This is a genomic window from Pseudomonas sp. EYE_354 (assembly GCF_023148575.1).
In the GTDB taxonomy this organism is placed as follows: domain Bacteria; phylum Pseudomonadota; class Gammaproteobacteria; order Pseudomonadales; family Pseudomonadaceae; genus Aquipseudomonas.
Genome location: NZ_JAHXNQ010000011.1, coordinates 91,217 through 117,976, shown reverse-complemented (window position 1 = coordinate 117,976; position 26,760 = coordinate 91,217). Strand labels below are relative to the sequence as shown.

Below are 26,760 nucleotides of genomic sequence, written 5' to 3'. Positions count from 1 at the left end.
TGCAGTGGCGCTTGAGTGAATGGGCCTGCACGGTTCACTTGCCCAACAAGTGACTCATGGCGGTCTTGAGCTTCATCGGCCGCACTGGCTTGTGCATCAAGGTGTGCCCCAGCTCGCGGATCTGCTGCTTGAGCTCATTGCTGTAGTTGGCGGTGATCATCATCGCCGGGATCGCACTGGCGCGCCGGGCATTGATGCGCGCCACCGCGTCCACGCCGTTCTGATCATCGTCCAGATGGTAGTCGGCGATCAGCAGGTCGGCTTCGGCATGGTAGTTGTCCACCTGCCGCGCCAGGTCTTGCTCCGACAAGGCGGTGACCACCCGACAGCCCCAGCCTTCGAGCAAGGTGCGCATGCCGGCGCAGATCGCCGCGTCATTATCCAGCACCCACACCCGCGCCCCTTGCAGGCGTTCGAGCATGGGTTCGCTCATGGCCGGCATCGGCAACGACTTGGGCGCGGTGGCGCTCAACGGCACTTCCACCGAGAACATCGAGCCCTTGCCCGGCCAGGATTTGACGCCGATACGGTGGCCGAGAATGCCGGCGATTTTCTCGACGATCGCCAGTCCCAGGCCCAAACCGCGGTCCTGGTCCGGCCGCTGCACATCGCCGCGCTTGAACTCCTGGAAAATTTCCTCCAGTCGCTCCTCGGCGATGCCCATGCCGCTGTCCCACACCTGAATTGACAAACGCTGATGCTGGCGCCGGCACCCCAGCACGATGCGCCCCTGATAGGTGTAGCGAATCGCATTACTCAGCAGGTTGCGCAGGATCCGCGCCAACAACTGGATGTCGCTGCGCACCAGTGCCGAGCAGCCGATAAAGTGCAGTTCCAGGCCTTCGCTGCGGGCCAGTTCGGTGTACTCCACGGCCAGGTTTTCGAGCAGTTCGCTCAAGGCAAACGGCGCGATGTCGGCCTTGATCACCCCGGCATCCAGCTTGGAAATATCCACCAGAGTGCCCAACAGGTTTTCCACGTCTTCCAGGGAATTGCTCACGTTGCGCACCAGCTTTTCGCTGGGGCGCTCCAGCAACGCACTGGTGAACAGGCGCGCGGCGTTCAACGGTTGCAGCAGGTCATGGCTGACGGCCGCGAGGAATTTGGTTTTGGACAGGTTGGCCTGCTCGGCCTCCAGCTTGGCGTCGCGCAGGCGCGTTTCCATGCGGCGGCGCTCGTCGATCTCCTGCAATAGCTGGTCGTTGAGCGCGGTGAGTTCCGAGGTGCGCTGGGCCACCCGCTGCTCCAGGTGCAGATACGCCTGGTGCAGCGCTTCGGCGGTGCGGCGGCGCTCGGTGATGTCGCGGATCAGCACAAAGATGCCCACCACTTCGCCACTGGCCAGCATATTCGGCACGTAGGAGCGCAGCATGTAGCGCTCCTGGTTGTTGATGTTGGTCTCGGCAAATTCAAAGGTCACGCTCTCGCCGGCCAGGGCCCGCGCCACATAGGCGTCCAGGCGCTGGCAATGCTGCTCGCTGTGCACTTCGCGCAGGCTCTGACCGAGCATCATGCCGCGCGGCCAGCAGTACCATTCCTCGTAGACTTTATTGGTGAACTCGTAGACCAGGTCGGCGTTCAGGTAGCCGATCAGGGCCGGCACGTTGTCGGTGATCAGGCGAATCCAGCGCTCGCTTTCCTGGGCTTTCTGCGCGGCCACCTGTTCGCCGCGCAGGGTTTCGGCGCGCAGCCGGGCATTGATCAGCAAGTGGTTGCTGGCCTTGAGTTCGGCCATCGCCTGGTTCAGCGCATCGGTGCGTTCACGCACTTGCTCGGCCAGCACCACCGAATGCTGGAAGGTGGTGTACGGGTTATTGCCCTGACTCATGCCGGACTCGATGCGCTCGATCAGCGCCGCGTTGATCCGTGCCAGCTTGTGGTTGTCCTGTTGCAGTTGGGCGACCTGAGCGAGCAGCTCAGCGGCGGCCTCGGGCAATGGCGACCCCGGTAAAGGTTTGGTTGATATGCATGCCATTGAACTGTTCTCCGTAGGTGTTGAAACCCAGCACCCGTTTGGCTTGCAGGAAGCTGCCGATCTGCTCCAGGTTGCCCGCGTCTTCCAGTTCCAGGCGGCGCAGGAAGCAGTCGCAGCCGATGGTCAGCAACAGCTCGCCGAGGCGTGACTGCAGGCCCTCGAACAGGTTTTCCAGGTTGGGCAGGATCGGTCCGGGCTTCATCACGGTCAGCACGATGCCGTTTTCCACGGCGCAGTAGAAACTCAGGCTCAGGTCTTCGTGCACCTGTTGGATCGCGCGTACGTAGTACTGGTCATGGATACGCACTGCCAATGGGTGGGCGGCGAAGGTGCGGTGGTCGAGCTCGGCCACGGGTACGCCGATGTGCCGGGCGTACTCCTCGGCGGCGGGTTCGGCATTGAGTTCGTACACGCGGCGCGAGGGGCTGTCGGCCCCGGTCACCACCAGCTTCTCCGCACGCGGCAGGATGTGGTGGGTGGTGAACACTTCGAAGTCCAGCCAGGTATTGACCAGCACCACCACCGCCGCGCCGCTGTGGAACGCGCCGTTGAAGTACACATGGGTGTGCGTGAGAAAGTTGTCGTCACCGGCCGAACCGCCGAAGTGCGGGATGTCCCCAAGCGCGGCGCTGAGGGCGGCGAGCACCATCTCTTCGCGGCTGGACAGGCCGTCGAGTAAGGTCAGGGCGAAGGTGTTGCCCTTGATCGGCGCGAGCGTATTGCTGCGACAACCGCCGACCAGGCGTTCGACCATGTGCTGGGCATCGATCAGGCTGAAGCGCTCCACCTGGTCGATCAGTTCGGTGGCGATGGAAAAATGCGCGTGGTTAAAGCCCACAGCCGTGACGCAATTGCGCCCGTAGCCCTGGGGCGTGATCTCGCCGGCGCTGGTGCACCCGACCACGCGCACATTGCCGAAGCAATGTTGCAGGGCATTGCCCAGGGCCTCAAGGTCGTAGGACGCCGAGCAAAAAAACAGCACAAACCCGAGGTACGGATGCAGCAGCTGCCGCGCCAACTCTTCGGCGGCCTGCCCGGCATCCGCTGCCTGGGACATGCCACTGACTACGCCTTCACTGTTGTGCATCGTGAACTCCCCCTCTGAGGCATGAGTGTACGAAGGGCCGGGGGTGGGACCTATGCTACTTGGGTACTGGGTGGGGGGATGCGATGGGAGTAGGCAGCGCCCGGCGGTACAGCGCAATGGCGCTCAAACAGCGGGAGGGCTTACACCCTCCCACCGTTGAAGGCATTACCAGGTCAAGACGGCACCCACCGCAAAGGTATCGGTGTCTTCATTCTGGGCGCTGGTGTCATGCCCGCTGATCTGGAACTGGTTGTACTCGGCCACCAGCTTCAGGTTGTCATTGACGTCATGAAACAGCGCAATCCCGCGGGTTTCGTAATCGGCCCCGCTGCCCACCACACCGTTGCCGTCATCCTTGGTTTTGCCGTAGGACAGCGCCAGACGGTTCTTGCCCAGCTTGTAGGAGCCTTGCACCAGGTAGCCGTTGCTGTCGACGTTGCGCAACGTGGCTTCGCCGGCATTGTTGGTAAAAAACGGGTTAATGCCCTTGGCCTGGAAGCCCGAACCGGTCAGCGACAAACCGCCCATCTTCGCCTGCACGCCGTACCCCAGGCCCTTGGAGGTCACCGATGCCACGGTGGCGTCGGTGTTGTCCGAGGTCTGGTAGCTGCCGTTGAGCCAGCTGTAGATCTTTGCCCCGCCGACGTCGAACTGGTAGGTGATCTCGCTCTCGGTGCGCGGGTTCTTCTGGTAGGCCTTGCCCAGGGCGCTGCTGTCGTTGGTGTCCACCGGGTCCATGATGCCGACGGCCACGCGCAGGCCATCCATCACCGGGGTGCGGTAGGTGATCTGCGAGGTGGGGAACGGGTACGGGTAACCGCTGCCGATATTGCCGAACGACACGCCGCCGCCGTCCACCAGGCCCAGGCTGTCGCTGACCTGGCCGTAACCGGCGAGCAGTTCATCGAGCAGGATGTTGGAGCGGGCAAACAGGCCGAAGTCTTTGCCGATCAGCACTTCGCCCCACTCGGGGTTGGCCACGGTGCCGTAGAACTGGCGCACATCGATGGCCGTGTCGGTGCCGTTGGTTTCGCTGTCGTTGATGGTGACCCAGAACGACGCACGGGCGCCGAGCTTGAGGTCGTCGACCTGCTTGCTCATGTTGAAGCCCAGATAGTTGGGCAGAAACCCCATCTTCACCCGTGACTGGCGCCGGTCGTATTGATCACCGGCGCGATCCACGTCGCTGTTGACGTAGAAGGCGTTGATGTAGCCGTCGGTGGAAAAGGTCGTTTCGTCTTTGTCGTACAGCATGATTTCAGCCTCGGCGAGCGAGCTGAGGCCAAGGCCGACGATGAACGCCGGTAACAGACGCAGGGGGAGGTTCTTATTGTTATGCATGGTGCGCTCCGCAACGGGGACGAGATGTCGGAGGCGATTATCGAAAGCGTACAGGCCGCGTCATACGCTGCCTTGGAGGGAATGCCGGGGTGCTTTGGAGGGGCTGTGGATGCCCGGCAAATGCGGCGTAAGACCGGCCTGCTCACAGGCCCGCCACTTAGGACGTAAGACCGGCCCTGACCAGCATGCCAATGGCCACCAGTACACACAGGCTGGCAAACCCCACCTGCAAGGCGCGCGCAGGGATCACCGAACACAGGCGCCGGCCGATCAGCATGCCGACGATGCTGGCGCCGATAAACGCCCAGCCCATGGGCTCGATGTTCACCCCGGCATGCAGCGCACCGGCCACGCCGATCAGCGAGATCAGGCTGATCACCATCAACGAGGTGGCGACGATGCCGCGCATCTGCACATCGGTGAGCTGCTTGAAGGCCGGCACGATCAGAAAGCCACCGCCCACGCCAAGCAGGCCGGACACCGCGCCGGTCACGGCGCCCAACGCGGCCAGGGTCGCGCTGCATTTGGCGGTCCAGGCCAGGCGCCCGGTCTGTTGGTTGAGCATGCAGTTCTTTTGGCCCCACGAGGCAGCGCCATGGTCGCTCGGCCCGGCCTCGGTTTTTTCGCGCCGCACCATGCGCCACGCCACCAGCACCATCAGTGCGCTGAACAGGCCCATCAGCACGTGCTCGGGCAGTTGATGGGCGAGAAACACACCCAGCGGCGAAAACAGCGCGCCGAGCAATGCAATCAGCAGCGCGGCGCGGTACCGCACCAGGCCATGGCGTAAACCGTCAATCGCCCCGACCGCCGCCGCCGCGCCCACCGCGAGCAACGACACCGGTGCGGCCTGGGTCATGCTCAAGCCCAAGCCCAGCACCAGCGCCGGCACCCCAAGGATGCCGCCGCCCGCGCCGGTCAGGCCCATGACCAGCCCCATCAACACCCCCAACACGCTTGCCAGCAGCATTCAGTCCACCTTGCTCAGACGGGTCAGCCATTCACGGCCCTTGAGCATGCCGTTCCAGTAGAACCACGGCAGCAACGTGGCCTTGAGAAACCACATCGAACGCCGCGCCTTGGTGGCGTCGAGGGGGAACGTCGGCAGCAACGTGCCGCCATAACCGAACTCGGCCAGCACTACCTTGCCCTTCTCCACCGTCAACGGGCACGAGCCGTAGCCGTCGTACTTGAGCGGCAGCGGCGCCTGTTTGCGCAGGGCCAGCAGGTTTTCGGCGACCACCACGATTTGCTTGCGCACGGCGGCCGCGGTCTTGGCGTTAGTGGTGCCGCACACATCCCCCAGGCCGAACACATGTGGGTAGCGCACGTGTTGCAGGGTGTGGGGGTTCACCTCGCACCAACCGGCCGCATCGGCCAGCGGGCTTTGCTGGATAAACGCCGGGGCCAGCTGCGGTGGCACCACGTGCAGCAGATCAAAGGATTTCTCGGCAACGGTGACGTTGCCCGCGGCGTCCTTCACCTCAAACCAGGCTTTGCGCGCGGGGCCGTCGACTTTCACCAGGTTGGCGTTGAACGCCAGGCGTGCGTTGTATTTCTCTACGTATTTCATCAACGGCGGCACGAAGGTCGCCACGCCGAACAGCGCGGCGCCGGCGAGGTTGAATTCCACGTCAATGTGTTTGAGATGGCCCTGCCTGAGCCAATGATCACAGGCCAGGTACATGGCCTTTTGCGGTGCCCCGGCGCATTTGATCGGCATGGCCGGCTGGGTAAAGATCGCCTTGCCGCCCTTGAATTCGCGCACCAACTGCCAAGTGTAGGGCGCGTGGTCGTAGCTGTAGTTGGAGGTCACGCCATTTTGGCCCAGGGTGCTTTCCAGGCCTTCAATCCTGTCCCAGGCCAGGTGCAGGCCGGGGCAGACGATCAGGTTATTCCACGTGACACGCTGGCCGCTGTCGAGCACCAGAGTCTGTTCGTCCGGCAGCAGTTCAGTGACGGCCGCCTGCACCCAGGTGACGCCGTTGGGCAGCACATCGGCCAACGGGCGGCGGGTCTTTTTCACGTCATAGGCGCCCCCGCCGACCAGGGTCCAGGCCGGCTGGTAGCAGTGGTAGTCGCTGGGTTCGATCAGGGTGATGTTCAGGTCGGGGTCGCGCTTGAGCAGGCTGGCCAGCAGGCCAATGCCTGCCGAGCCGCCGCCGATGACAACGATATCGCCACTGATGGTTGGGCCCCAGTGTGGGTCGGTCATGGTCTATTGCCTTTTGTCGTCAATGCACACAAGGGTCGCTGCCGTATGGCGTCACGCCCAGCTTTTTATCACCGCGCCGCAGTACAGGCCGGACAGGGTTTTCATTACTTGGACCACTTCATGGCTGGCCAGCCCGTAGAAGATGTACTTGCCTTCCCGACGGGTGGCGACCAACCCTTCGTCGCGCAAAATGCCCAACTGTTGGGACAGCGTCGGCTGGCGTACGCCGGTCATGGTTTCCAACTCACCCACGTTGCGCTCGCCCTGGGTGAGTTGGCACAGGATCAACAGACGATCCTCATTGGCCAGGGCCTTGAGCAAGGCACAGGCCTTGGACGCCGACGCACGCAGCTGGGCGACTTCGCCTTCACTCAGAGTAGATTCCATTTGCCTCGGGTCCTTTGTGTCACTTAAGCTCAAAACATTATGTGTAAATGTAAAGTGATTGTAATCACTTTTTTCAGCATCAGGGGCAACCGTCATGTCAGCGTTGATTCATTCCTTTCTGGACGAGGCGTCGTCGACCTACACCTACGTCGTCTATGAGACCGATGGCGGCCCCTGCGCCATCGTCGACTCGGTGCTTAACTACGACCCGGCGTCCGGACGCACTGACACGCGCCAGGCCGACAAGGTCATCCGCTTCGTCCGCGACCACGGCCTGCATGTCGAGTGGCTGCTGGAAACCCACGCCCACGCCGACCACCTCTCTGCCGCGCCGTATCTGCGCCGCACGCTGGGCGGCAAGATCGCCATTGGCCAGTGCATCAGCAAGGTCCAGGACGTGTTCAAGAACCTGTTCAACCTGGAGCCGGAATTTCGCGTCGACGGCTCGCAGTTCGATCACTTGTTCGCGCCGAATGAAATCTTCCACATCGGCGCGCTCCAGGCCCAGGCCCTGCACGTTCCCGGCCACACCCCGGCAGACATGGCCTACCTGATCGACGGCCGCTTGATCCTGGTGGGCGACACCCTGTTCATGCCCGACGTGGGCACGGCGCGCTGCGACTTTCCCGGAGGTGATGCGCGGCAGTTATATGCATCGATGCGCAAGCTGCTGGCCTTCCCGCCCGAGACTCGCTTGTACGTGTGCCATGACTACCCGCCTGAAGGGCGCGAAGCGAAATGCCTGACCACCGTGGCGGAACAGCGCGCGGGCAATATCCATGTGCATGACGGCGTGGATGAAGCGACGTTCGTGGCCATGCGCACCCAGCGCGACGCCGGGCTGGGCATGCCGACACTGTTGCTGCCGGCAATCCAGGTGAATGTGCGCGCGGGCAATATGCCGCCAGCTGAGGAAAACGGCGTGACGTACCTGAAGATTCCGCTCAACCAACTGTGAAATGCGCTTAGGCATGGGGAGTATCAGGCGCCGAGGCTGATGCCGTTCGCCGGCAACGGCAGTGCGGTTTTGTAACGCACCTGCTTGAGCGCAAAGCTTGACCGGATATTCGCCACACCCGGCACCTTGGTCAGGAAGTCCATCATGAAGCGCTCCAGCGACTGGATCGTTGGCACCAGCACGCGGATCAGGTAATCCGGATCGCCTGCCATCAGGTAGCACTCCATCACTTCGGGGCGGTCTGAGATCGCGCCTTCGAACTGCTGCAAGGCCAGTTCGTTCTGTTTTTCCAGGCTCACATGGATGAACACGTTGACGTGCAGCCCCAGCAGGTCGGCGTCGAGCAGCGTGACCTGCTCCCGAATCAGGCCCAGTTCCTCCATCGCCTTGACCCGGTTGAAGCACGGCGTGGGCGACAGGTTGACCGAGCGGGCCAGGTCGGCGTTGGTGATCCGTGCATTCTCCTGCAGGGCGTTGAGAATGCCGATATCGGTACGGTCCAGTTTGCGCATGAGACAAAATCACCTGTTTATTATGTTTATGCAGATTTTTTATCCGCAAATGATCCTGAGCGCAACGAAACACAGATAAATATTCTTCTACGCCACGCCTATGATTGTTGTAGGACAAGATTTCTCCCACCCGGAGACGGACTGTCAGCTAGCGCGCCCACTACAAGAAATTCACAAGATCGAGCGTAGAAGCCATGACCCAGCAGTATGAACCACTGCGCCTGCACGTCCCTGAACCCTCGGGCCGGCCAGGCTGCAAGACCGACTTTACCTACCTGCGCCTGACCGACGCCGGCCTGGTGCGCAAACCCGCCATCGACGTAGAACCTGCCGACACCGCCGACCTGGCCAAGGGCCTGATTCGCGTGCTTGACGACCAGGGCCAGGCCCTTGGGCCGTGGGCCGAGGGCGTGCCGGTAGAGATCCTGCGCAAAGGCATGCGCGCCATGCTCAAGACGCGCATCTTCGACAACCGCATGGTGGTCGCCCAGCGTCAGAAAAAAATGTCGTTCTACATGCAAAGCCTTGGCGAAGAAGCCATCGGCAGCGCCCAGGCCCTGGCCTTGAACATCGACGACATGTGCTTCCCCACCTACCGCCAGCAAAGCATCCTGATGGCTCGCGACGTGCCGCTGGTGGACCTGATCTGCCAACTGCTGTCCAACGAGCGCGATCCGCTCAAGGGTCGCCAGTTGCCGATCATGTATTCAGTCAAGGACGCAGGCTTTTTCACCATTTCCGGCAACCTGGCCACCCAGTTCGTACAAGGTGTGGGCTGGGGCATGGCCTCGGCGATCAAGGGCGATACCAAGATCGCCTCAGCCTGGATCGGCGACGGTGCCACCGCCGAATCCGACTTCCACACCGCCCTCACCTTCGCCCACGTCTACCGCGCGCCGGTCATCCTCAACGTGGTGAACAACCAGTGGGCCATCTCCACCTTCCAGGCCATCGCCGGTGGTGAAGCCACCACCTTTGCCGGACGCGGCGTCGGTTGCGGCATTGCCTCGCTGCGGGTGGACGGCAACGACTTTATTGCCGTGTACGCCGCCTCTGCCTGGGCCGCTGAACGTGCACGACGCAACCTCGGCCCGAGCCTGATCGAATGGGTCACCTACCGCGCAGGCCCGCATTCCACCTCCGATGATCCGTCCAAGTACCGTCCCGCCGACGATTGGAGCCACTTCCCGCTGGGCGACCCGATTGCGCGTCTCAAGCAGCACCTGATCAAGATTGGCCAGTGGTCCGACGAGGAGCACGCGGCGGTCAGTGCCGAACTGGAAGCCGAGGTGATTGCCGCGCAAAAACAAGCCGAACAGTACGGCACCCTTGCCGGCGGCCAGATTCCAAGCGCCGCGACCATGTTCGAAGACGTCTATAAAGAGATGCCGGAGCACTTGAAGCGCCAGCGTCAGGAGTTGGGGATCTGACATGAACGATCACAACAACAGCATTGAAGTGGACACCGCCATGACCACCACCACCATGACCATGATTCAGGCGCTGCGCTCGGCCATGGATGTGATGCTTGAACGCGACGACAACGTGGTGGTGTTCGGCCAGGACGTCGGTTATTTCGGCGGCGTGTTCCGCTGCACCGAAGGCTTGCAGGGCAAATACGGCAGCTCGCGGGTATTCGACGCGCCGATCTCCGAAAGCGGCATTATCGGCGTGGCCGTGGGCATGGGTGCCTACGGCCTGCGCCCGGTTGCCGAGATTCAGTTTGCCGACTACGTCTACCCCGCCACCGACCAGATCATCTCCGAAGCCGCCCGCCTGCGGTATCGCTCGGCCGGCCAGTTCACCGCGCCGCTGACCATGCGCATGCCCTGCGGCGGCGGCATCTACGGCGGCCAGACCCACAGCCAGAGTATCGAAGCGGTATTCACCCAGGTCTGCGGCCTGCGCACGGTGATGCCGTCCAACCCCTATGACGCCAAGGGCCTGCTGATCGCTTCCATCGAAAATGATGACCCGGTGATCTTTCTGGAGCCCAAGCGCCTGTACAACGGCCCGTTCGACGGCCATCACGACCGCCCGGTGACACCGTGGTCGAAGCACCCGCAAGCGCAGGTGCCGGACGGTTACTACACCGTCCCCCTGGACGTGGCCGCCATCGTGCGCCCCGGTTCGGCCGTGACGGTGCTGACCTACGGCACCACTGTGTACGTGTCGCAAGTAGCCGCCGAAGAAACCGGCATCGATGCCGAGGTCATTGACCTGCGCAGCCTGTGGCCGCTGGACCTGGAGACCATCGTCAAATCCGTGAAGAAGACCGGCCGTTGCGTGGTGGTGCATGAAGCCACGCGCACCTGCGGCTTTGGCGCCGAGCTGGTGGCGCTGGTGCAGGAGCATTGCTTCCACCACTTGGAAGCGCCGATCGAGCGCGTCACCGGGTGGGACACCCCCTACCCCCATGCGCAGGAGTGGGCGTATTTCCCAGGGCCGTCCCGCGTGGGCGCGGCGTTGAAACGGGTCATGGAGGTCTGAATGGGCACGCACGTTATCAAGATGCCGGACATTGGCGAAGGCATCGCAGAAGTTGAATTGTCGGTGTGGCATGTGAAGGTCGGCGACATGGTCGTCGAAGATCAGGTGCTGGCGGATGTGATGACCGACAAGGCGATGGTGGACATTCCCTCGCCGGTGCACGGCAAGGTGATTTCCCTCGGCGGCGAGCCGGGTGAAGTGATGGCCGTGGGCAGCATTCTGATCAGCATTGAAGTGGAAGGTGCGGGCAACGCCAAGGATGCGCGCGAGGCGGCGCCAGCGCCGGTGAAGGCGGCACCCGTTGTCGCCGCCAAACCGGCTGCGGTGGTGGAAAGCAAACCGGCACCCGTGGTCACCCCACAGGCCCCGGTGGAGCGCCATGCCGACGAGCGCCCTCTGGCCTCGCCCGCCGTGCGCAAGCATGCCTTGGACGCCGGGATTCAACTGCGGCTGGTGCAGGGCACGGGCCCTGCCGGGCGGGTTCTGCACGAAGACCTTGAGGCTTATCTGAAACAAGGTGCGGCGAAGCCGTCAACGGCCGCCAACCCCTACGCCGAACGCAACGACGAAGAACAGATCCCGGTGATCGGCATGCGCCGCAAGATCGCCCAGCGCATGCAGGACGCCACCCGGCGCGCCGCGCATTTCAGCTACGTGGAGGAAATCGACGTCACCGCCCTGGACGAGTTGCGTGTGCACCTCAACGAAAAACACGGCGCCACACGCGGCAAGCTGACGCTGCTGCCGTTTATCGTGCGGGCCATGGTCGTGGCACTGCGTGACTTCCCGCAGATCAACGCGCGTTACGACGACGAAGCCCAGGTCATCACTCGCCTTGGCGCGGTGCACGTGGGTGTCGCCACCCAGAGCGATGTGGGGTTGATGGTGCCGGTGGTGCGTCACTCCGAGGCGCGCAGCCTGTGGGGCAATGCCCAGGAAATCGCGCGTTTGGCCACCGCCGCACGCACTGGCAAGGCCAGTCGCGATGAGCTGTCCGGGTCGACGATCACCCTGACCAGCCTGGGCGCGCTGGGCGGGATTGTCAGCACGCCGGTGTTGAATCTGCCGGAAGTGGCGATCGTCGGCGTCAACCGCATCGTCGAACGGCCGATGGTGATCAAGGGCCAGATCGTGGTGCGCAAAATGATGAACCTCTCCAGCTCATTCGATCACCGCGTGGTCGATGGCATGGACGCGGCGCAATTCATCCAGGCCATTCGCGGCCTGCTCGAACAACCCGCCAGCCTGTTTCTGGAGTAAGGGCATGACGCAGACATTGCACACAACGCTGCTGATTATCGGCGGCGGCCCTGGCGGCTATGTGGCGGCTATTCGCGCCGGCCAACTGGGCATCCCGACCATCCTGGTAGAAGCCCAGGCACTGGGCGGCACGTGCCTGAATATCGGTTGCATTCCGTCCAAGGCCTTGATCCATGTGGCCGAGCAATTCCAGCAGACCGTGCACCACAGCCAGGGCTCGGCACTGGGCATCGAAGTGGACGTGCCGACCCTGGACATCGGCAAAAGCGTGGCCTGGAAAAACGCCATTGTCGACCGCCTGACCACGGGCGTCGCCGCCTTGCTCAAGAAGCATAAAGTGCAGGTGATTCACGGCTGGGCCAAGGTGGTAGACGGCAAGACCGTCGACGTCGGCGACCAGCGTATTCAGTGCGAGCACCTGCTGCTGGCCACCGGTTCGACCAGTGTCAACCTGCCGATGCTGCCGATTGGCGGGCCGATCATCTCGTCCACCGAAGCCCTGGCGCCGACCCGCGTGCCCAAGCGCCTGATCGTGGTCGGCGGCGGGTACATCGGCCTGGAGCTGGGGATTGCCTATCGCAAACTGGGGGCCGAGGTCAGCGTGGTCGAGGCGCAGGATCGTATCCTGCCGGCCTACGACGCGGAGCTGACGCAGCCGGTTAACGAATCCCTCAAGCAGTTGGGCGTAAAGCTGTACCTCAAGCACAGCGTGACCGGTTTCGAGCACAACTGCCTGCAGGTGCGTGCCCCCAATGGCGACACACTGTCGCTGGAGACCGATCAAGTGCTGGTGGCCGTCGGTCGCAAACCCAACACCCTGGGCTGGAACCTCGAAGCGTTGAACCTTGAGATGAACGGCGCGGCGATCCGGATCGACAGCCGTTGCCAGACCAGCATGCGCAATGTGTATGCCATCGGCGACCTGAGCGGCGAACCGATGCTGGCGCACCGCGCCATGGCCCAGGGCGAAATGGTTGCCGAACTGATCAGCGGTCAACACCGCGAATTCAACCCGGCGGCGATTCCGGCGGTGTGTTTTACCGACCCGGAACTGGTGGTCGTCGGCAAGACCCCGGACGAGGCAGCGGCCGCGGGCCTGGACTGCATCGTGGCGAGCTTCCCGTTCGCCGCCAATGGCCGGGCCATGACCCTGGAGTCGAAAACCGGCTTCGTGCGGGTGGTGGCGCGACGTGACAACCACCTGATCGTGGGCTGGCAGGCCGTGGGGGTGGGTGTGTCCGAGCTGTCCACCGCCTTCGGCCTGAGCCTGGAAATGGGCGCACGCCTGGAAGACGTGGCCGGCACCATCCACGCCCACCCGACCTTGGGTGAGGCGGTACAGGAAGCCGCGCTGCGGGCCTTGGGTCACGCGTTGCACCTTTGAAGGGGGTGCTAAGGCACCGGCTTATGAAGTATTGTTGCGCCCATTCAGAAAAAAACCGACTTGACCAAAGATAGAGGGTGTCATGGGTAACGAGAGCATCAATTGGGACAAGCTGGGTTTTGACTACATCAAGACCGACAAGCGGTTTCTCCAGACCTGGAAAAACGGCGAATGGCAAGACGGCACCCTGACCGACGACAACGTGCTGCACATCAGCGAGGGCTCCACTGCCCTGCACTATGGCCAGCAGTGCTTTGAAGGCCTGAAGGCCTATCGCTGCAAGGACGGCTCGATCAACCTGTTCCGTCCGGACCAGAACGCCGCGCGCATGCAGCGCAGCTGTGCCCGTCTGCTGATGCCGCATGTGCCGACCGACGCGTTCATCGACGCCTGCAAACAAGTGGTCAAGGCCAACGAGCGGTTCATCCCGCCGTACGGCAGCGGCGGCGCGCTGTATCTGCGCCCGTTCGTGATCGGCACCGGCGACAACATTGGCGTGCGCACTGCGCCGGAGTTCATCTTCTCGGTGTTCTGCATTCCAGTCGGCGCCTACTTCAAGGGCGGCCTGGTGCCCCATAACTTCCAGATCTCCACCTTCGACCGTGCCGCCCCGCAGGGCACCGGCGCCGCCAAGGTCGGTGGCAACTACGCCGCCAGCCTGATGCCGGGCTCGGAAGCGAAAAAATCCGGCTTTGCCGACGCGATCTACCTGGACCCGATGACCCACTCGAAAATCGAAGAGGTCGGCTCGGCCAACTTCTTCGGGATCACCCACGACAACAAGTTCATCACGCCGAAGTCGCCTTCGGTGCTGCCAGGCATCACCCGCCTGTCGCTGATCGAACTGGCCCAGACCCGCCTGGGCCTGGAAGTGGTCGAGGGCGAAGTGTTCATCGACAAACTGTCCGACTTCAAAGAAGCCGGCGCCTGCGGCACCGCTGCGGTGATCTCGCCGATCGGCGGCATCCAGTACAACGGTCAGTTGCACGTGTTCCACAGCGAGACCGAAGTGGGCCCAATCACCCAGAAGCTCTACAAAGAGCTGACCGGTGTGCAGACCGGCGACGTTGAAGCGCCAGCGGGTTGGATCGTCAAAGTCTAAGCAACGACGCAAAAGCCCGGGGGCAGGCTTGCTGCAATGCAGGCTTGCCCTGTGCTGAACACACTTTCCCTGTGGTCAACACACTCACCCCGTGGTGAGCAGGCTTGCCCTGCGCTGGGCTGCAAAGCAGCCCCACGGGTTCCCCAGTGAACCTGGCCCGCAGCTCCCTTCCCCCATCTCCTATCGGCATTCTCAAGACTGACGCGGAATATTCTCCGCAATCTTCCTGCCCATGCTGATCCTCGGCTCCATCCCATACCCCAGCGCCTCGTAGAAGCCCACCACCGCATCATTGCCGCTGGTGATCTGCAGGTTGATCTTCATGCACCCCAGAGCGGTCAACGCCTGTTCCGCATGCCGCACCAACGAGGCCCCCAGACCGTGCCGACGATAATCTGCGCGCACCGCCACCGAATACAGCCAGCCACGATGCCCGTCGTACCCGGCGAGCACCGTACCGACCACGGCTTTTTTGTCCGTTGCCACAAAGAACAACCCGTCGTTGACCGCCAGCTTCTTGTCGATCGCCAGGCTTGGCAGATTATGGGCAGTGTCATAGCCAAATGCCTCGCGCCATAACTCAATCACTTGCGCGCGGTGCGCACGGTCGCGATACGGCCCGATGGGATGGCGGGATAACAACGTCTTCTCCATCACCAGCGTGCGTTCGTTGCCATGGTAGACGTCGCGCACCGTATGGAACCCAAGCTTGGTGTAGAAGGGTTCGGCCGTCAGCGAAGCAGGCACGCTCAACACCGTCACGCCGGCTTCGCGGGCGCGCAGCTCAATGTCGAGTATCAGCAAGCGGCCGATGCCCTGCCCTTGCAGCGCCGGGTTGACGAACACCGAGCGCACCACATGCCCATCCAGCGCCGCAGTGGCGACGATCACTTGATCCTGCATCGCCACCAGCACCAGGCGGCGCTTGAGCAGTTCCAGCACCGCCTCCGGCGTGAAATTACGCGCGACCCGTGCAATCACATCCGCCGCGTAATCCCGCGCATTGCTGCTGTGCAAGGCCGCCAGAATAACCTGGCTTATTTCTTGGGCATCGGTGGGCTGGGCGAGACGAACGGCGGTCGACATTGGCTCTCCTTCCTCAATCAGATTTGATGACCGTTACCCTACCACTATGAATCCGCCGCGATGTTCACCACGGCGACCAGTTGCTCGTGTGCATCGCGGTAACCCAGCCAGTACCTGCGGCTGCAACGCCAACCTGGCGGCAAGGGGTGCTGCAACTCTTCACGCGCTTCGGTTGGCCTCGCGGGCTCGCCGTTGACGGCGCTGAAGTAATCCGCCGCACGCTCGAAAAAACCTGAAGCTCGGCCTCATCGCCAATCCCCAGCTCAACGACCCGAACGTTCTCGCGGGTACACTTGATATCCATCTCGCTCAGCCGTGCTCATTCATCCCGTGTCAGCACTTCCAGCAGCTCGATCTCAAACCGCAAATTGCTGTTGGGCGTAATATGCGCACCCATCGAACGCTCGCCATATGCCAAGTGCGCCGGCACAAACAACGTGCGCACGCCCCCCACCTGCATCCCCATCAAGCCTTGATCCCATCCCTTGATCACACGTCCGGTGCCGATTACACACTGGAACGGCTTGCCCCGCGCCCACGACGAATCGAACACCGTGCCATCTTCCAGCGTGCCGGTGTACTGGGTAGTGATCAGCGCGCCCTTGACCACGGCTTTGCCGTCGCCCAGGCGGATGTCGGTGATTTGAAGTTCGTTGGGGGTCATGGGTGTTCTCGTTGAATACGCAGAGGGTGGGGTTTTCCCGGAAACGGCAACGAATAATACAGAAACACGCGGCAGACCACCTTTTGAAGTAGGCGCAATGAGCATTCCGTTTTGGAGCACGTCGCCCTGGCCCGCAGAAACAGACGACAACACAATAGGAACCGTCTGACTACCCATTAAACATCGTGTCGCCTCTTATAAACACTCAACCACCGTCGGTTGCATAACAATAAGAGGTCACACCCATGATCGAACCCAATAGCCCCGCGCGCGTTGCCGTTATTCAACTTGACCCGCAGGTCGGCATGGCCAACAAAGCCAACAACCTGCGTCAAACGCTGACGCTGGCAACAGAAGCCGTAAACGGCGGCGCCAATTTGATCGTATTGCCCGAACTGTCCAATTGCGGCTATTTCTTCAGCAGTCGCCAGGACGCTTTCGACCACGCAGAGGAGGTTCCCGAGGGAAACAGCGTCAGAGCCTGGGCCGATTTTGCTTGCACGCATCAAGTCTATCTGGTGGCTGGCCTGAGTGAGATCGAGGGCAAGCAGTTGTTCAATACCGCGGTGCTCGTGGGGCCAGAAGGGTTTATCGGGAAATACCGTAAAGCCCATTTATGGAACCTGGAGAAGCTGTGGTTCACCCCTGGCAATGTGGGCTTTCCCGTGTTTGAAACCCCCATCGGGCGCATTGGCCTGTTGATCTGCTGGGATATCTGGTTCCCGGAAGTCCCGCGTATTCTCAGCCAGCAAGGGGCGGATATCATTTGCAGCCTGAACAATTGGGTGTGGACCCCACCACCGCTGTTCGACGACGCGGGCAAATGCATGGCGTCCTACCTCACGATGACCGCCGCCCACGTCAACAACGTGTTCATTGCCGCCGCCAGCCGCATCGGTGAAGAGCGAGACGCGCGCTACCTGGGTTGCTCGTTGATCGCCGGGACCAATGGCTGGCCGATAGGCACGGTGGCGTCGGCCAATCGGCAGGAGATCCTGTTCGCCGACATCGATATCACCAGCGCCCGCAGCGCGCCGATCTGGAACAGCCTCAACGACCTGCAACGTGACCGTCGCAATGACCTTTACGATCAGATGCTTGGATATTCCCAGCATCCTGCCCTGCCGCGCTGATCGGAGGGCGAACAACGGAGACGTCATTTTCCAAGACCACAGCCATGCGTTCACGCGCGGAAACGGCTGTGCTGGTCCTCGGCTTGCTGAGCCTGCTGCTGGTGCTCTGGGTTTCAATCAGTCACGGTGGTGCCTGGCCCGGCTAAAACGAGTTGCTGACAAGCCTGCCCCATCCTGCCGCATGGCTGCGCTGGATCGTGGGGGACATCAGCGAAGTCGCCTTCTATAAACACGAACTCGCGTCCCTGGGGCTGCTGTCCGGAGCGTATCTGGCGTGGTGGGCGAGCAAACGCGGTAAAGCCTGACAAGGCTTTTCCATTGCCTATGGCACTGGACTCTGGCCATGGCTGATAACCAGTTCGTTAATGGGGCTGCTGCTGAGCAACCTATTGTGGGGCTGGAGCGTCACCGCGCAGACCTGGCAACCCACGTTTGCAGCCTTCGTGTCACTGCCGGCAGCGATGGTGCTGATGTTCGGCGGCGGTTGGAAGGTGGCGGTCAATGGTGCGGTGTTGGGGGCGGTACTGGTCACCCCGGCGTGCTTATTGATCGTCAACTATGTGTGTGTACCGCTGGCGCTGCCGATCGTGATCGGCAATGTGCTGGGGATGGCGGTCGGCAGCGTCATTGCGTTTCTGCTCTGTCGACGCATACCGGCGTTGGTACGATCGGACTACATCGCCCCCAGTAAACCGAGCCCGGCACAGCCACCCACATACGGCGTGGCATGGAGCCTGCGTCGCGTGCTGGCAGACTTTTCCGAAGCGCCCTTCTTCGGCAATGAGCTGGCGAGCCTGGGCTTGTTGGCGGGAGTATTGCTGGCATATGCGCTCAACCCGATGAGTCCCGGCTACGGTTCCGGTCTGATCTTGCACCTGGTGGGCGCGCAGGCGCTGACCTCTGCCATCGGCGTGGTGATCTGGCGATCTCAATGGATCAAACACGGCTGGTACCCCACCTACGTGCCACTGGTTTCGGTGGTGCCCGCAGCAGTGTTGACCTACGGCGGGAGTTGGACCGTGATGGCCTCAAGCGCACTGTTCGGTGCATTGATTGCACCGCCGTTGGCCTATGCCCTGGCTCGGCGATTACCCCCGTACGTTCACCCCTACATCGGCAACGTACTTTCAATGGCCCTGAGCACCTTGATGATAGTGCCTCTGGTGGGTTGATTAGCCGCATAACCTGAGGCTTGCCTGCCATGCCGGGCTCTATCCGCTTGCAGACTGCAGCGTGAGCGTCATCTATCGCAGGCAAGCCTCACATCCTTAACCACCACGCCCTCGGGCTCCTCGGCGGCGAAGGTTGAGGGTGGCACTCGCGTGCTTGCATCCACGCAGACACGCCGCCTCATCGGGTGCATTCGCACCCCATGCCCGGCAAGTTCTCTGCACTATCCTCACGCCCAGGTGTCGTACTCCCAAGCGCCCAACACCCCAAGGAGAACCCATGACCCAGGATGTGCTCGCCAAAGAAACCAACCGCCGCCAACTGCAACAGATCATCTCCGGGTTGTCCGATGGGATCATTCTTGCAGAGGTTGACCAGACCATCCTGTGGGCCAACGAAGCCGCGCTGACGATGCACGGCGTGGACGATGTACAGGCATTGGGCGCCAACACCCAGGCGTATGCCGAGCGTTTCGCCCTGCGTTATCGCAATAACCATCCGGTGCAGTTGGACAACTACCCGTTGGCGCGTGCGGCGGCGGGCGATGAGTTCAGCGACGTGGTGGTGGAAGTCACGCCCACCGCCGACCCGGACAAAACCTGGGTCCACCGCCTGCGCAGCCTGGTGATCACCGACTCCCACGGTGAGCCGGAGTTACTCGTGCTGGTGCTCAGCGATGCCACCGAATGGGCCAGCGCCGAGCAACGTTTCGAAAAAACCTTCAACGCCAACCCGGCGCCGGCGGTGATCTGCCGCTTGAGCGACTTGCGCTACATCAAGGTGAACCAGGGTTTTCTGGAAATGACCGGCTACAACCGCGACCAGGTCATCGGCAAGTCGGTGTATGAGCTGGATGTGCTGGAACAGGCCGAGCGCAAGGACCTGGCCATTCAGCGCCTGGGCGAAGGCGCGACCATCCCGCAGATGCAGGCCGAGCTCAGGCTGCCTGAAGGCGGCAGCAAACTGGTGATCGTCGCCGGCCAGCCGCTGGACATGAACGAGGAAGACTGCATGCTGTTTTCGTTCATGGACCTGGAGCCGCGCCGCAAAGCGGAAATCGCCCTGCGCCAGAGTGAGGAACGCTTTGCCAAATCATTTCGTCTCACGCCGGTACCGACCCTGGTGTGCAATGCCGCCAATCGCCAAGTGGTGGACGTCAACGAAGCCTTTATGAGCATCACGGGCTATATCAGCGAAGAACTGATCGGTAAATCCATCGAAGACATCGACTTTATCGACAGCCCCACGGCCGGCGCGCAGCTGTTCACCACATTGGAAAAAGCCGGCAACCTTGACGGCCAGGACCTCAAGGTGCGCAAAAAAGGCAGCGAGGTGATCGACTGCGTGGTGTCCGCCGACACCGTGATCATCCAGGACGTGCCCTGCTACCTGCTAGTGCTGATGAACATCACCGAACGCAAACGCTCGGAACTGGAGCTGGTGTCGGCCATCGAGGAAGTGATGCAGGACGCCTCGTGGTTCAGCCAGACCCTGATCGAAAAACTGGCCAACGCCAAGAGCGTCAACAGCCCCAACCTGCCAAACGTCAGCTTTACCGACCTCACTGCACGCGAGCGCGATGTGCTGGGTCTGATCTGCGAAGGCCTGGCCGACAAAGAAATCGCCTCGCGCCTGAAGCTGGCGCCCAACACCGTGCGTAACCATGTGGCCACGGTGTACTCCAAGCTGGGGGTGCACAGCCGCAGCGCCGCCATGGTCTGGGCCCGTGAACGCGGGCTTTTTGCTGGGGACCTGCGCCTGAAAAACAAGCCGTGAGAGTGCAAATGCACTAGTGCATCTAGTGCGAATTCGCCTTATGGCGCGACGGTTCGATCAATAACCTTTAAGGCGTCGACGTATAACGCCCTGAAGGAATCTGCATGTTTACCCTCGCCCAACTGCGAAATTGCATCGAAGAAGGCTTGTCGCCGTTGACCTGCGAATTCACCCTGTGCCGGGACGCGTCCTTGACCCTCAAGGTCTACGACGCCGAAACCGGCCGGGTGGATCTGGTGGTCACCGGGATCAGCACCAATCGGCTGCAGACCCCGCAAGAAGTGGAAAAAATGGTCGAAGAACTGCGCTATGAGCTGCAAAGCAATAGCGTGGGCACGCTCACCTTGAAGGATTCGCCTTCAACGACGAACCAATGAAATAGAACACCCCGCCCCCAACGATAAATGCCCCCAGCATGTAGAACATGGTGTGGGCCGGGAAGCTGGCCAACACCAGCCCACACAAGACCGGCCCCAGCGCCGCGCCCAGGTTGGACAGGTTCTGCGCCCCGTAATACATGCCACGCAGGTGGTCCGGGGCGATCCGGTCGATAAACATGTACTCGGCCGGAAACACGATGATTTCCCCTACGGTAAACACCGCCATCGCCAGCACCCACCACAGCACGCTGGTGGACAGCGCAAAACCGATCAAGCCGAACATAAACATGCTCAAGCCGAGCATCAGCCACTGGCTGAGGTGACGGTGCGAGATGCGCCGACCAATCACGTACTGCAAGGCGATGACCAGCACCGCGTTGGTCGTGAGCACCGCACTGATGACGGTGTAGGTGTATTGCGCCGTGGTAGTGGTCACCAGGTACTGCGAGAGGTACGCGGTGAACTGGCCGAACACCACCGCACTGAGCACGCCGCCAAGGGTGAAGCACACCAGCCGATGGTCGCGCAGCAGCACGCGGCCGACGGCGAGGAATGACACCGGTTTTTGCGCAACGTCGACGGTAGTCAAAGTGCGGTCACCCCAGCGCCAATACAGCGCGAAAAACCCCGCGCCCAACAACGCCGAGAGCACAAATGGCAGGCTGATATCGACGTTGGCGATCATCGCGCCAAAAAACGGCCCGACTGCATAGCCAATATTGGTGAGGGTGTACTTGATGGAAAACACTTCACTGCGGGCGTCTTCCGGCAACAGGCTGGCGAAACCGGCCTTGACCGCAATATCGATGACCGCGTAGGCCAGGTTGATCAGGATCAGGCAGCTGTAGAACGCCCAGATATGGGTGGCCAACACGGTGCCGATAAACCCCAGCACAAACAGCGCGCTGAGGCCGAGCAACAGCCGATAGCTGTTGATGCGGTCGACCAGAAAGCCGCCATACACACTCAATAACGAGCCGACGATCAGCGAACTGCCGATCACCAGACCGACCTGGGTAATGTCGAGGGCGAAGTGATGGGTGAGGTAGATCACCAGGTATGGAAATGTGATGGCCTTGGCCAGCGTGAGCAGCAACGTGGCGCACAGCAACAGGTTTACGGTGCGCGGGTAGTTTCTTATTGTGGCAAGCATCCTGCTCTCATTCCTGGAAGGTAACGCGACCGTTGCGGCCGGTTACCTTAACGCAAGCACAAGACAAAAAGGAGGCTCACTTCTTGACCGGCGTGATCTCCAGAATGGTGCCGTTGGTGGTCTTGAGCAGCACGTATTTATCGCCGACCCGCGCCCATTGGCTTTCTTCTTCGGGTTGTTTGAGGCCGCGCTTTTTCCAGTCGCTGACCGCCGATTCCTTGCGCATCAGGACATCCGGCGCGCGGTCGCCTTCCTTCAAATCACGGGCGTTGATGTTGGAAGGCTGCACGGTTTCCTGGGGCGTATCACCGGCCTGGACCACAAAGCTGGCGGTGGACAGGCTGGCGGCGACTAAAACACAAGCAACGAGGGACTTGGACTTCATGGGTGCTCCTTCAATGAATGACGCGTACCCAGGTTCCGACCGCGGGTGAGCGCAATCATTCAGCCAAACTGCAGGCGCTGCGCTGACGTGGAATGGCGACGGTTCTCCCGCACAACGCTTCAGTCATTGCCTGCGTGAAATTTATCCTGTAATTTTTCATGAAATTATTCGATATAAATTTCATGAACCAACAACAAGAACTCGCCACCCTCGCCGCGCTGATCCACGACCTGCGCAAGCACAAGAAGCTCACCCTGGCCCATTTGGCACACAAGATCGAGCGCTCGGTGGGTTTCCTGTCACAGGTGGAGCGCGGTTTGTCGCGCCCGACGGTGGCGGATTTGACCGCCATCAGCCATGCCCTCGACGTGCCCACCACCTACTTCTACAGCCAACCCAAACCCAAGGCCGTGGACTGGATCACCCGCCCCAACGAACGGCGCACTGTGTATTACGCCAACGGGATCACCGACATCCTCGTCTCCCCCAGCATGAACGGCGCGTTCTCGATGCTCGACAGCCTGCTCGCCCCCGGCGCCAACAGCGGTGAGCAGACCATGAGCGATCGTGCCGAACAGGCTGGTTTCGTGCTGGAGGGTGAATTGACGCTGTGGGTCGAAGGTGAGGCCGACGCGGTCACCCTGCGCCAAGGCGACAGCTTCCATCTGGCCAGCTTCGCCCATTGCCGCTACGCCAACCTGACTGACCTGCCCGCCCGCGTGTTGTGGGTTTACAACTAGGAGCTGCACCCGTGAAAAGCCATGCCGCCACGTTACTGGCCGAAGTACGGACCTTTCGCCAGCACCATCCCGACGTGCGTTACGTCGACCTGATCGCCCTGGACATTCCCGGGCATTTCTACGGCAAGCGTTACCCGATCGAGATGCTGGAAAAGGTCGCCGCCGGCAGCCCGCTGAAGCTGCCGCAAAACGCCGTGCTGCTGGGCGCACAAGGCGGGTTGTTCAAGATCGGCGATTACTGTTTCAACGACGGCGACCCGGACGCCAACCGCCGCCTGGTACCGGGCACGCTGAAGCCGGTGAACTGGGAGTCGCAACCGTTGGGGCAGATGCTGATTACCTCCGATGGCACCGAAGCACCCATCGAATTCGAACCTCGGGAAGTCCTGGCCAAGGTGCTCGAGCGCCTGCAGCACAAGGGCATTCACCCGGTGGTGGCGTTCGAGCTGGAGTTCTACCTGTTCGACAAGAAGCTCGACAACGGCCTGCCGCAATGTGCCCGCGACCCGTTAAGCGATGATGCCGACGACCAGCCCACCCTGCACATCGAACGCCTGTCGCGTTTCAGCGAAGTGCTCGACGACATGGCGCAGACCGCCAAAGACCAGGGCATCGATATCACCGTGATCACCGCCGAACTCGGCCCGGGCCAGTTCGAGATCAACTTCGGCCACCTCGACGACGGCCTGCGCGCCGCCGACTGGGCCGCCCTGTTCTGCCGCAGCACCCGTGGCGTGGCGCTCAAGCACGGTTATCGCGCCAGCTTCATGGCCAAGCCCTACCTGCAATTTCCCGGCAGCGGCATGCATGTGCATGTCAGCCTTTACGACGCAGCCGGCAATAACCTGCTGGCCGCCCATCAGCAGCAACCGCTGCGCCACGCCGTGGCCGGTTGCCTGGACCTGCTGCCACACTGCATGCCGATCTTCTCGCCCAACCACAATGCCTTCCGCCGCCTGGGCGGCACGGTCAACGCCGCTACCCGCGCCTGCTGGGGCTTTGAAGACCGTGATGCGTGTGTGCGCATCCCTGAGTCCGACCCCCGTAACCTGCGCATCGAACACCGCCTGGCCAGCGCCGACGCCAACCCGTACCTGGTGCTTGCGGCGATTCTCGTCGGTCTGGAGCATGGCCTTGAAACCAAACAGGAGCCCATCGCGCCCCTGAACGAGGACCGTACCAGCGGCACCGCTTTCCCCGTGGAAATGCTCGACGCCGTGCGCGCCATGCAGCATCAAGCGGTGTTGCGCGATAAGCTGGGCGCTGAATTTGTCGACGTGTACTGCGAGAACAAACGCCAGGATCATCTGGCCTTCCAACAAGAGATCCACGCGCGGGAATACCGCTGGTTCCTCTGACTCAACCGCCATGGAATCACCGATGAGCGAACAACGCGCCCCGGCCCTCAAGGACATCTTCAACGTCGAACGCCTGCAACACATCGCCACCGAAATGACGGCCGTGTACCCGGCGTTCGACGCCAGGAGCTTCCTTGAGCACGCCACGGCGGGGCTCGCCGAACTGTCGGTGATGCAGCGCATGGCGCGGGTCAGCGAAAGCCTGCATGCGGTCATACCGCTGGATTACCCGCAGACCCTCGAACGGCTGTACGCCCTGGCGCCACGTTTGAACAGCGCGTTTGTCAGCCTGTTCCTGCCGCATTACGTGGCGAGTTACGGCCTGGCCGACTTCACGCGCTCCATGGCGGCGCTCAAGTACTTCACGGCCTTTGGCTCCGCCGAGTTCGCGGTACGCCCGTTCTTGCAGCACGACCTGACGCGCACCCTGGCGGTGATGCAGCAATGGTCACAGGATGACAACGAACACGTGCGCCGGCTGGCCAGCGAAGGCTCGCGGCCGCGGCTGCCGTGGTCGTTCCGCCTGGCCGAGGTGCAAGCCAACCCCGCGCTGTGCGCCCCGATCCTCGACAACCTCAAGGCCGACCCGAGCCTGTATGTACGCAAATCGGTGGCCAACCACCTCAACGACATCACCAAGGACCATCCCGAGTGGGTCCTCAGCCTGATCGAAGGCTGGTCACTGGCTAACCCCCACACCGCCTGGATCGCCCGGCATGCGCTGCGCAGCCTGATCAAGCAAGGCAACACCCGTGCGTTGACGATCATCGGCGCAGGGGCCCGGGCCGAGGTGACGCTGCATGAATTAAGCGTCACACCGGCGGTGATCAACCTGGGCGAACGGATCAACCTGTCGTTCGGCTTGGAGTCGCTCTCCAGTTCCGCGCAGAAGCTGGTGGTGGATTACGCCATTGAGTACGTCAAAAGTGCCGGACACAGCGCGACCAAAGTGTTCAAGCTCAAGGCCTTTACGCTGGGGCCCGGCGAGACGCAACGCATCAGCCGCGAACAGCATATTCGTGAGCTGACCACCCGCAAGCACTACCCCGGCCGGCATGTGGTGCATGTGATGGTCAACGGCGAGCGGTTGGGCAGTAGCGAGTTTGAACTGCGCGATTGACGCGGTTCAGTGACCCTGGGCAGGTTGATCCGGTGGCTTCAATCGGGTTGGCCGAGCAGCAGTTTTTGCTCCCGCGCGCACAATTCCACCACGTAATCCCACAACACCCGCAGTCGCACCGACTTGTGCAGTTCGCGGCGCGAGCTGATCCAGTAACTGCGCTGGATGCTCTCTCCCGGCAGTAACGCCACCAGGCCCGGATCACCCGCGGCCATGAAACACGGCAGCACCGCGATGCCCAAGCCGGAACGCGCCGCCTGATGCTGGGCGATCACGCTGGTGCTGTGGAATACCACCTTAGGGTTGCGGCAAAAGCTGCTGAGCAATTTCAGTTCCTGGCTGAACAGTAAGTCATCCACGTAATCGATCCAGGCATGGGCGGCAAGGTCTTCGCGCTTTTCGATGGGCGGGTTGCGCGCCAGGTAAGCCCGGCTGGCGTAGAGGGCCAGGCGGTAATCCGTGAGTTTGCGGGTCACCAACTGATCGACGCTGGGGCGCTCAAGGTGGATGCTGATTTCCGCTTCGCGGTTGAGGATGCTCACAAAGCGCGGCACCGCCACCAGCTCCACTTCCAACCCCGGATAACGCTCGAACAGCCCGCCCATGCGCCCGGCCAGAAACATCACCCCCAGGCCTTCGGCCACGCCCAGGCGGATCTTGCCCAGGGGCGCAGCAGAATGGGTGAGCTCGTCTTCGGCCAGCAGCGCAAGGTTTTCCATGGCTTCGGCGTGCTTGAGCAGGGCTTCGCCGGAGGGGGTCAGCTCGTAGCCTTGGGCATGCTGCACGAACAATGCGGTGCCAAGGCTTTTCTCGATGGCCTCGATATGCCGGGCCACGGTGGCGTGAGTGGTCTTCAGGCGCTGCGCGGCGGTCAGCAGGCGGCCGCTGCGCTGCAACTCAAGAAAGAACCGCAGATCATTCCAGTCAAACATCTCGCCTTCTCCCTCGGGCATAACCCTCTATGGCTCACGACAAACGTTCGCCGGTCGGAAGGGTTCGTGTCCAGCCGATGCGCTGTTTAAAAACGCACAGCAGCTGGGTAAAAACTAACATTTTTAAGACGAAAACTAACAACTAGGATGGG

23 protein-coding genes and 3 pseudogenes are annotated in these 26,760 nt (G+C 61.9%); 13 read left to right on the top strand and 13 right to left on the bottom strand.

Annotation, left to right across the window (positions count from 1 at the left end):
- Positions 1-34 precede the first annotated feature (34 nt).
- The 6 genes and pseudogenes from KZX66_RS16755 to KZX66_RS16730 all read right to left on the bottom strand — a co-directional run.
- A pseudogene (locus KZX66_RS16755) lies at positions 35-1,636 on the bottom strand (NahK/ErcS family hybrid sensor histidine kinase/response regulator); the annotation flags it as partial.
- A gap of 280 nt (positions 1,637-1,916) precedes the next feature.
- Complete coding sequence (gene nosP, locus KZX66_RS16750) at positions 1,917-3,062, bottom strand: nitric oxide-sensing protein NosP (RefSeq protein WP_248081385.1); 1,146 nt, start codon at positions 3,060-3,062, stop codon at positions 1,917-1,919.
- Between the two features lie 165 nt (positions 3,063-3,227).
- Entirely contained in the window at positions 3,228-4,403 is a 1,176-nt protein-coding gene (locus tag KZX66_RS16745) for a porin (RefSeq protein WP_248081382.1), read from the bottom strand.
- A 157-nt stretch (positions 4,404-4,560) separates the two neighbouring features.
- On the bottom strand, positions 4,561-5,373 hold the full coding sequence (locus KZX66_RS16740) for a sulfite exporter TauE/SafE family protein (RefSeq protein WP_248081379.1): 813 nt from the start codon (positions 5,371-5,373) through the stop codon (positions 4,561-4,563).
- Positions 5,374-6,618, bottom strand: coding sequence for an FAD/NAD(P)-binding oxidoreductase (locus tag KZX66_RS16735; protein ID WP_248081375.1), 1,245 nt, complete (start codon positions 6,616-6,618; stop codon positions 5,374-5,376).
- A gap of 51 nt (positions 6,619-6,669) precedes the next feature.
- On the bottom strand, positions 6,670-7,005 hold the full coding sequence (locus tag KZX66_RS16730; RefSeq protein WP_248081373.1) for a metalloregulator ArsR/SmtB family transcription factor: 336 nt from the start codon (positions 7,003-7,005) through the stop codon (positions 6,670-6,672).
- 94 nt (positions 7,006-7,099) lie between these two features.
- Between KZX66_RS16730 and KZX66_RS16725 the strand changes: the two genes are divergently transcribed.
- Positions 7,100-7,963 (top strand): MBL fold metallo-hydrolase, encoded by an 864-nt coding sequence (locus KZX66_RS16725; RefSeq protein WP_248081370.1) that lies wholly within the window; start codon positions 7,100-7,102, stop codon positions 7,961-7,963.
- A gap of 23 nt (positions 7,964-7,986) precedes the next feature.
- Here the strand turns inward: KZX66_RS16725 and bkdR are convergent, their stop codons facing one another.
- Entirely contained in the window at positions 7,987-8,475 is a 489-nt protein-coding gene (gene bkdR / locus KZX66_RS16720) for an Lrp/AsnC family transcriptional regulator (protein ID WP_248081368.1), read from the bottom strand.
- A 194-nt stretch (positions 8,476-8,669) separates the two neighbouring features.
- On the opposite strand from bkdR, the gene KZX66_RS16715 reads away from it, so the two are divergent.
- From KZX66_RS16715 to KZX66_RS16695, 5 genes are all read left to right on the top strand, one after another.
- Positions 8,670-9,905: a 3-methyl-2-oxobutanoate dehydrogenase (2-methylpropanoyl-transferring) subunit alpha gene (locus KZX66_RS16715; RefSeq protein ID WP_248081365.1), complete on the top strand. Its 1,236-nt coding sequence runs from the start codon at positions 8,670-8,672 to the stop codon at positions 9,903-9,905.
- Between the two features lies 1 nt (position 9,906).
- Positions 9,907-10,965 carry an alpha-ketoacid dehydrogenase subunit beta gene (locus tag KZX66_RS16710; protein WP_248081363.1) on the top strand — a complete coding sequence of 353 codons (1,059 nt, stop codon included), beginning with the start codon at positions 9,907-9,909 and terminating at the stop codon, positions 10,963-10,965.
- Positions 10,966-12,225: a dihydrolipoamide acetyltransferase family protein gene (locus KZX66_RS16705; protein WP_248081361.1), complete on the top strand. Its 1,260-nt coding sequence runs from the start codon at positions 10,966-10,968 to the stop codon at positions 12,223-12,225.
- 4 nt (positions 12,226-12,229) lie between these two features.
- Entirely contained in the window at positions 12,230-13,609 is a 1,380-nt protein-coding gene (gene lpdA / locus KZX66_RS16700) for a dihydrolipoyl dehydrogenase (RefSeq protein WP_248081360.1), read from the top strand.
- An 82-nt stretch (positions 13,610-13,691) separates the two neighbouring features.
- Positions 13,692-14,711, top strand: a complete 1,020-nt coding sequence (locus KZX66_RS16695; protein WP_248081358.1) for a branched-chain amino acid aminotransferase — start codon at positions 13,692-13,694, stop codon at positions 14,709-14,711.
- A 192-nt stretch (positions 14,712-14,903) separates the two neighbouring features.
- Here the strand turns inward: KZX66_RS16695 and KZX66_RS16690 are convergent, their stop codons facing one another.
- The 3 genes and pseudogenes from KZX66_RS16690 to KZX66_RS16680 form a co-directional block, all read right to left on the bottom strand.
- Entirely contained in the window at positions 14,904-15,797 is an 894-nt protein-coding gene (locus KZX66_RS16690; protein ID WP_248081356.1) for a GNAT family acetyltransferase, read from the bottom strand.
- 50 nt (positions 15,798-15,847) lie between these two features.
- Positions 15,848-16,101 (bottom strand): annotated as a pseudogene (locus tag KZX66_RS16685) (GNAT family N-acetyltransferase); the annotation flags it as partial.
- A 15-nt stretch (positions 16,102-16,116) separates the two neighbouring features.
- Complete coding sequence (locus tag KZX66_RS16680) at positions 16,117-16,461, bottom strand: FKBP-type peptidyl-prolyl cis-trans isomerase (protein WP_248081354.1); 345 nt, start codon at positions 16,459-16,461, stop codon at positions 16,117-16,119.
- Between the two features lie 245 nt (positions 16,462-16,706).
- Here KZX66_RS16680 and KZX66_RS16675 point away from each other — a divergent pair, with 245 nt between their 5' ends.
- From KZX66_RS16675 to KZX66_RS16660, 4 genes and pseudogenes are all read left to right on the top strand, one after another.
- A complete protein-coding gene (locus KZX66_RS16675) occupies positions 16,707-17,594 on the top strand; it encodes a nitrilase family protein (RefSeq protein WP_248081352.1) in 888 nt (295 codons plus the stop codon).
- A gap of 44 nt (positions 17,595-17,638) precedes the next feature.
- A pseudogene (locus KZX66_RS16670) lies at positions 17,639-18,766 on the top strand (hypothetical protein).
- A gap of 277 nt (positions 18,767-19,043) precedes the next feature.
- The gene (locus KZX66_RS16665) at positions 19,044-20,540 is read left to right on the top strand and encodes a helix-turn-helix transcriptional regulator (protein ID WP_248081350.1); all 1,497 of its coding nucleotides are present in this window, start codon (positions 19,044-19,046) and stop codon (positions 20,538-20,540) included.
- A gap of 104 nt (positions 20,541-20,644) precedes the next feature.
- Positions 20,645-20,917 (top strand): DUF1652 domain-containing protein, encoded by a 273-nt coding sequence (locus KZX66_RS16660; RefSeq protein WP_248081347.1) that lies wholly within the window; start codon positions 20,645-20,647, stop codon positions 20,915-20,917.
- On the opposite strand, the gene KZX66_RS16655 is transcribed toward KZX66_RS16660, so the two are convergent.
- A complete protein-coding gene (locus tag KZX66_RS16655) occupies positions 20,880-22,073 on the bottom strand; it encodes an MFS transporter (protein WP_248081344.1) in 1,194 nt (397 codons plus the stop codon). The genes KZX66_RS16660 and KZX66_RS16655 overlap by 38 nt on opposite strands.
- 76 nt (positions 22,074-22,149) lie before the next feature.
- The gene (locus KZX66_RS16650; RefSeq protein ID WP_248081341.1) at positions 22,150-22,458 is read right to left on the bottom strand and encodes an RcnB family protein; all 309 of its coding nucleotides are present in this window, start codon (positions 22,456-22,458) and stop codon (positions 22,150-22,152) included.
- 182 nt (positions 22,459-22,640) lie between these two features.
- Here KZX66_RS16650 and KZX66_RS16645 point away from each other — a divergent pair, with 182 nt between their 5' ends.
- Genes KZX66_RS16645 through KZX66_RS16635 form a run of 3 tightly spaced genes read left to right on the top strand, consistent with a single transcriptional unit; the run spans position 22,641 to position 25,676 of the window.
- Positions 22,641-23,198 (top strand): XRE family transcriptional regulator, encoded by a 558-nt coding sequence (locus KZX66_RS16645; RefSeq protein WP_248081338.1) that lies wholly within the window; start codon positions 22,641-22,643, stop codon positions 23,196-23,198.
- 11 nt (positions 23,199-23,209) lie between these two features.
- Positions 23,210-24,556 (top strand): glutamine synthetase family protein, encoded by a 1,347-nt coding sequence (locus tag KZX66_RS16640; RefSeq protein WP_248081335.1) that lies wholly within the window; start codon positions 23,210-23,212, stop codon positions 24,554-24,556.
- A 22-nt stretch (positions 24,557-24,578) separates the two neighbouring features.
- A complete protein-coding gene (locus KZX66_RS16635; protein WP_248081332.1) occupies positions 24,579-25,676 on the top strand; it encodes a DNA alkylation repair protein in 1,098 nt (365 codons plus the stop codon).
- 38 nt (positions 25,677-25,714) lie between these two features.
- Here KZX66_RS16635 and KZX66_RS16630 read toward each other — a convergent pair whose 3' ends face one another.
- Positions 25,715-26,608 carry a LysR family transcriptional regulator gene (locus KZX66_RS16630; protein ID WP_248081329.1) on the bottom strand — a complete coding sequence of 298 codons (894 nt, stop codon included), beginning with the start codon at positions 26,606-26,608 and terminating at the stop codon, positions 25,715-25,717.
- Positions 26,609-26,760: the final 152 nt, after the last annotated feature.

Excerpts from the sequence above, each read along its gene's own strand:
- nosP (WP_248081385.1), bottom strand. The coding sequence starts at position 3,062 with ATGCACAACAGTGAAGGCGTAGTCAGTGGCATGTCCCAGGCAGCGGAT.
- KZX66_RS16745 (WP_248081382.1), bottom strand. The coding sequence starts at position 4,403 with ATGCATAACAATAAGAACCTCCCCCTGCGTCTGTTACCGGCGTTCATC.
- KZX66_RS16740 (WP_248081379.1), bottom strand. The coding sequence starts at position 5,373 with ATGCTGCTGGCAAGCGTGTTGGGGGTGTTGATGGGGCTGGTCATGGGC.
- KZX66_RS16735 (WP_248081375.1), bottom strand. The coding sequence starts at position 6,618 with ATGACCGACCCACACTGGGGCCCAACCATCAGTGGCGATATCGTTGTC.
- KZX66_RS16730 (WP_248081373.1), bottom strand. The coding sequence starts at position 7,005 with ATGGAATCTACTCTGAGTGAAGGCGAAGTCGCCCAGCTGCGTGCGTCG.
- KZX66_RS16725 (WP_248081370.1), top strand. The coding sequence starts at position 7,100 with ATGTCAGCGTTGATTCATTCCTTTCTGGACGAGGCGTCGTCGACCTAC.
- bkdR (WP_248081368.1), bottom strand. The coding sequence starts at position 8,475 with ATGCGCAAACTGGACCGTACCGATATCGGCATTCTCAACGCCCTGCAG.
- KZX66_RS16715 (WP_248081365.1), top strand. The coding sequence starts at position 8,670 with ATGACCCAGCAGTATGAACCACTGCGCCTGCACGTCCCTGAACCCTCG.
- KZX66_RS16710 (WP_248081363.1), top strand. The coding sequence starts at position 9,907 with ATGAACGATCACAACAACAGCATTGAAGTGGACACCGCCATGACCACC.
- KZX66_RS16705 (WP_248081361.1), top strand. The coding sequence starts at position 10,966 with ATGGGCACGCACGTTATCAAGATGCCGGACATTGGCGAAGGCATCGCA.
- lpdA (WP_248081360.1), top strand. The coding sequence starts at position 12,230 with ATGACGCAGACATTGCACACAACGCTGCTGATTATCGGCGGCGGCCCT.
- KZX66_RS16695 (WP_248081358.1), top strand. The coding sequence starts at position 13,692 with ATGGGTAACGAGAGCATCAATTGGGACAAGCTGGGTTTTGACTACATC.
- KZX66_RS16690 (WP_248081356.1), bottom strand. The coding sequence starts at position 15,797 with ATGTCGACCGCCGTTCGTCTCGCCCAGCCCACCGATGCCCAAGAAATA.
- KZX66_RS16680 (WP_248081354.1), bottom strand. The coding sequence starts at position 16,461 with ATGACCCCCAACGAACTTCAAATCACCGACATCCGCCTGGGCGACGGC.
- KZX66_RS16675 (WP_248081352.1), top strand. The coding sequence starts at position 16,707 with ATGATCGAACCCAATAGCCCCGCGCGCGTTGCCGTTATTCAACTTGAC.
- KZX66_RS16665 (WP_248081350.1), top strand. The coding sequence starts at position 19,044 with ATGACCCAGGATGTGCTCGCCAAAGAAACCAACCGCCGCCAACTGCAA.
- KZX66_RS16660 (WP_248081347.1), top strand. The coding sequence starts at position 20,645 with ATGTTTACCCTCGCCCAACTGCGAAATTGCATCGAAGAAGGCTTGTCG.
- KZX66_RS16655 (WP_248081344.1), bottom strand. The coding sequence starts at position 22,073 with ATGCTTGCCACAATAAGAAACTACCCGCGCACCGTAAACCTGTTGCTG.
- KZX66_RS16650 (WP_248081341.1), bottom strand. The coding sequence starts at position 22,458 with ATGAAGTCCAAGTCCCTCGTTGCTTGTGTTTTAGTCGCCGCCAGCCTG.
- KZX66_RS16645 (WP_248081338.1), top strand. The coding sequence starts at position 22,641 with ATGAACCAACAACAAGAACTCGCCACCCTCGCCGCGCTGATCCACGAC.
- KZX66_RS16635 (WP_248081332.1), top strand. The coding sequence starts at position 24,579 with ATGAGCGAACAACGCGCCCCGGCCCTCAAGGACATCTTCAACGTCGAA.
- KZX66_RS16630 (WP_248081329.1), bottom strand. The coding sequence starts at position 26,608 with ATGTTTGACTGGAATGATCTGCGGTTCTTTCTTGAGTTGCAGCGCAGC.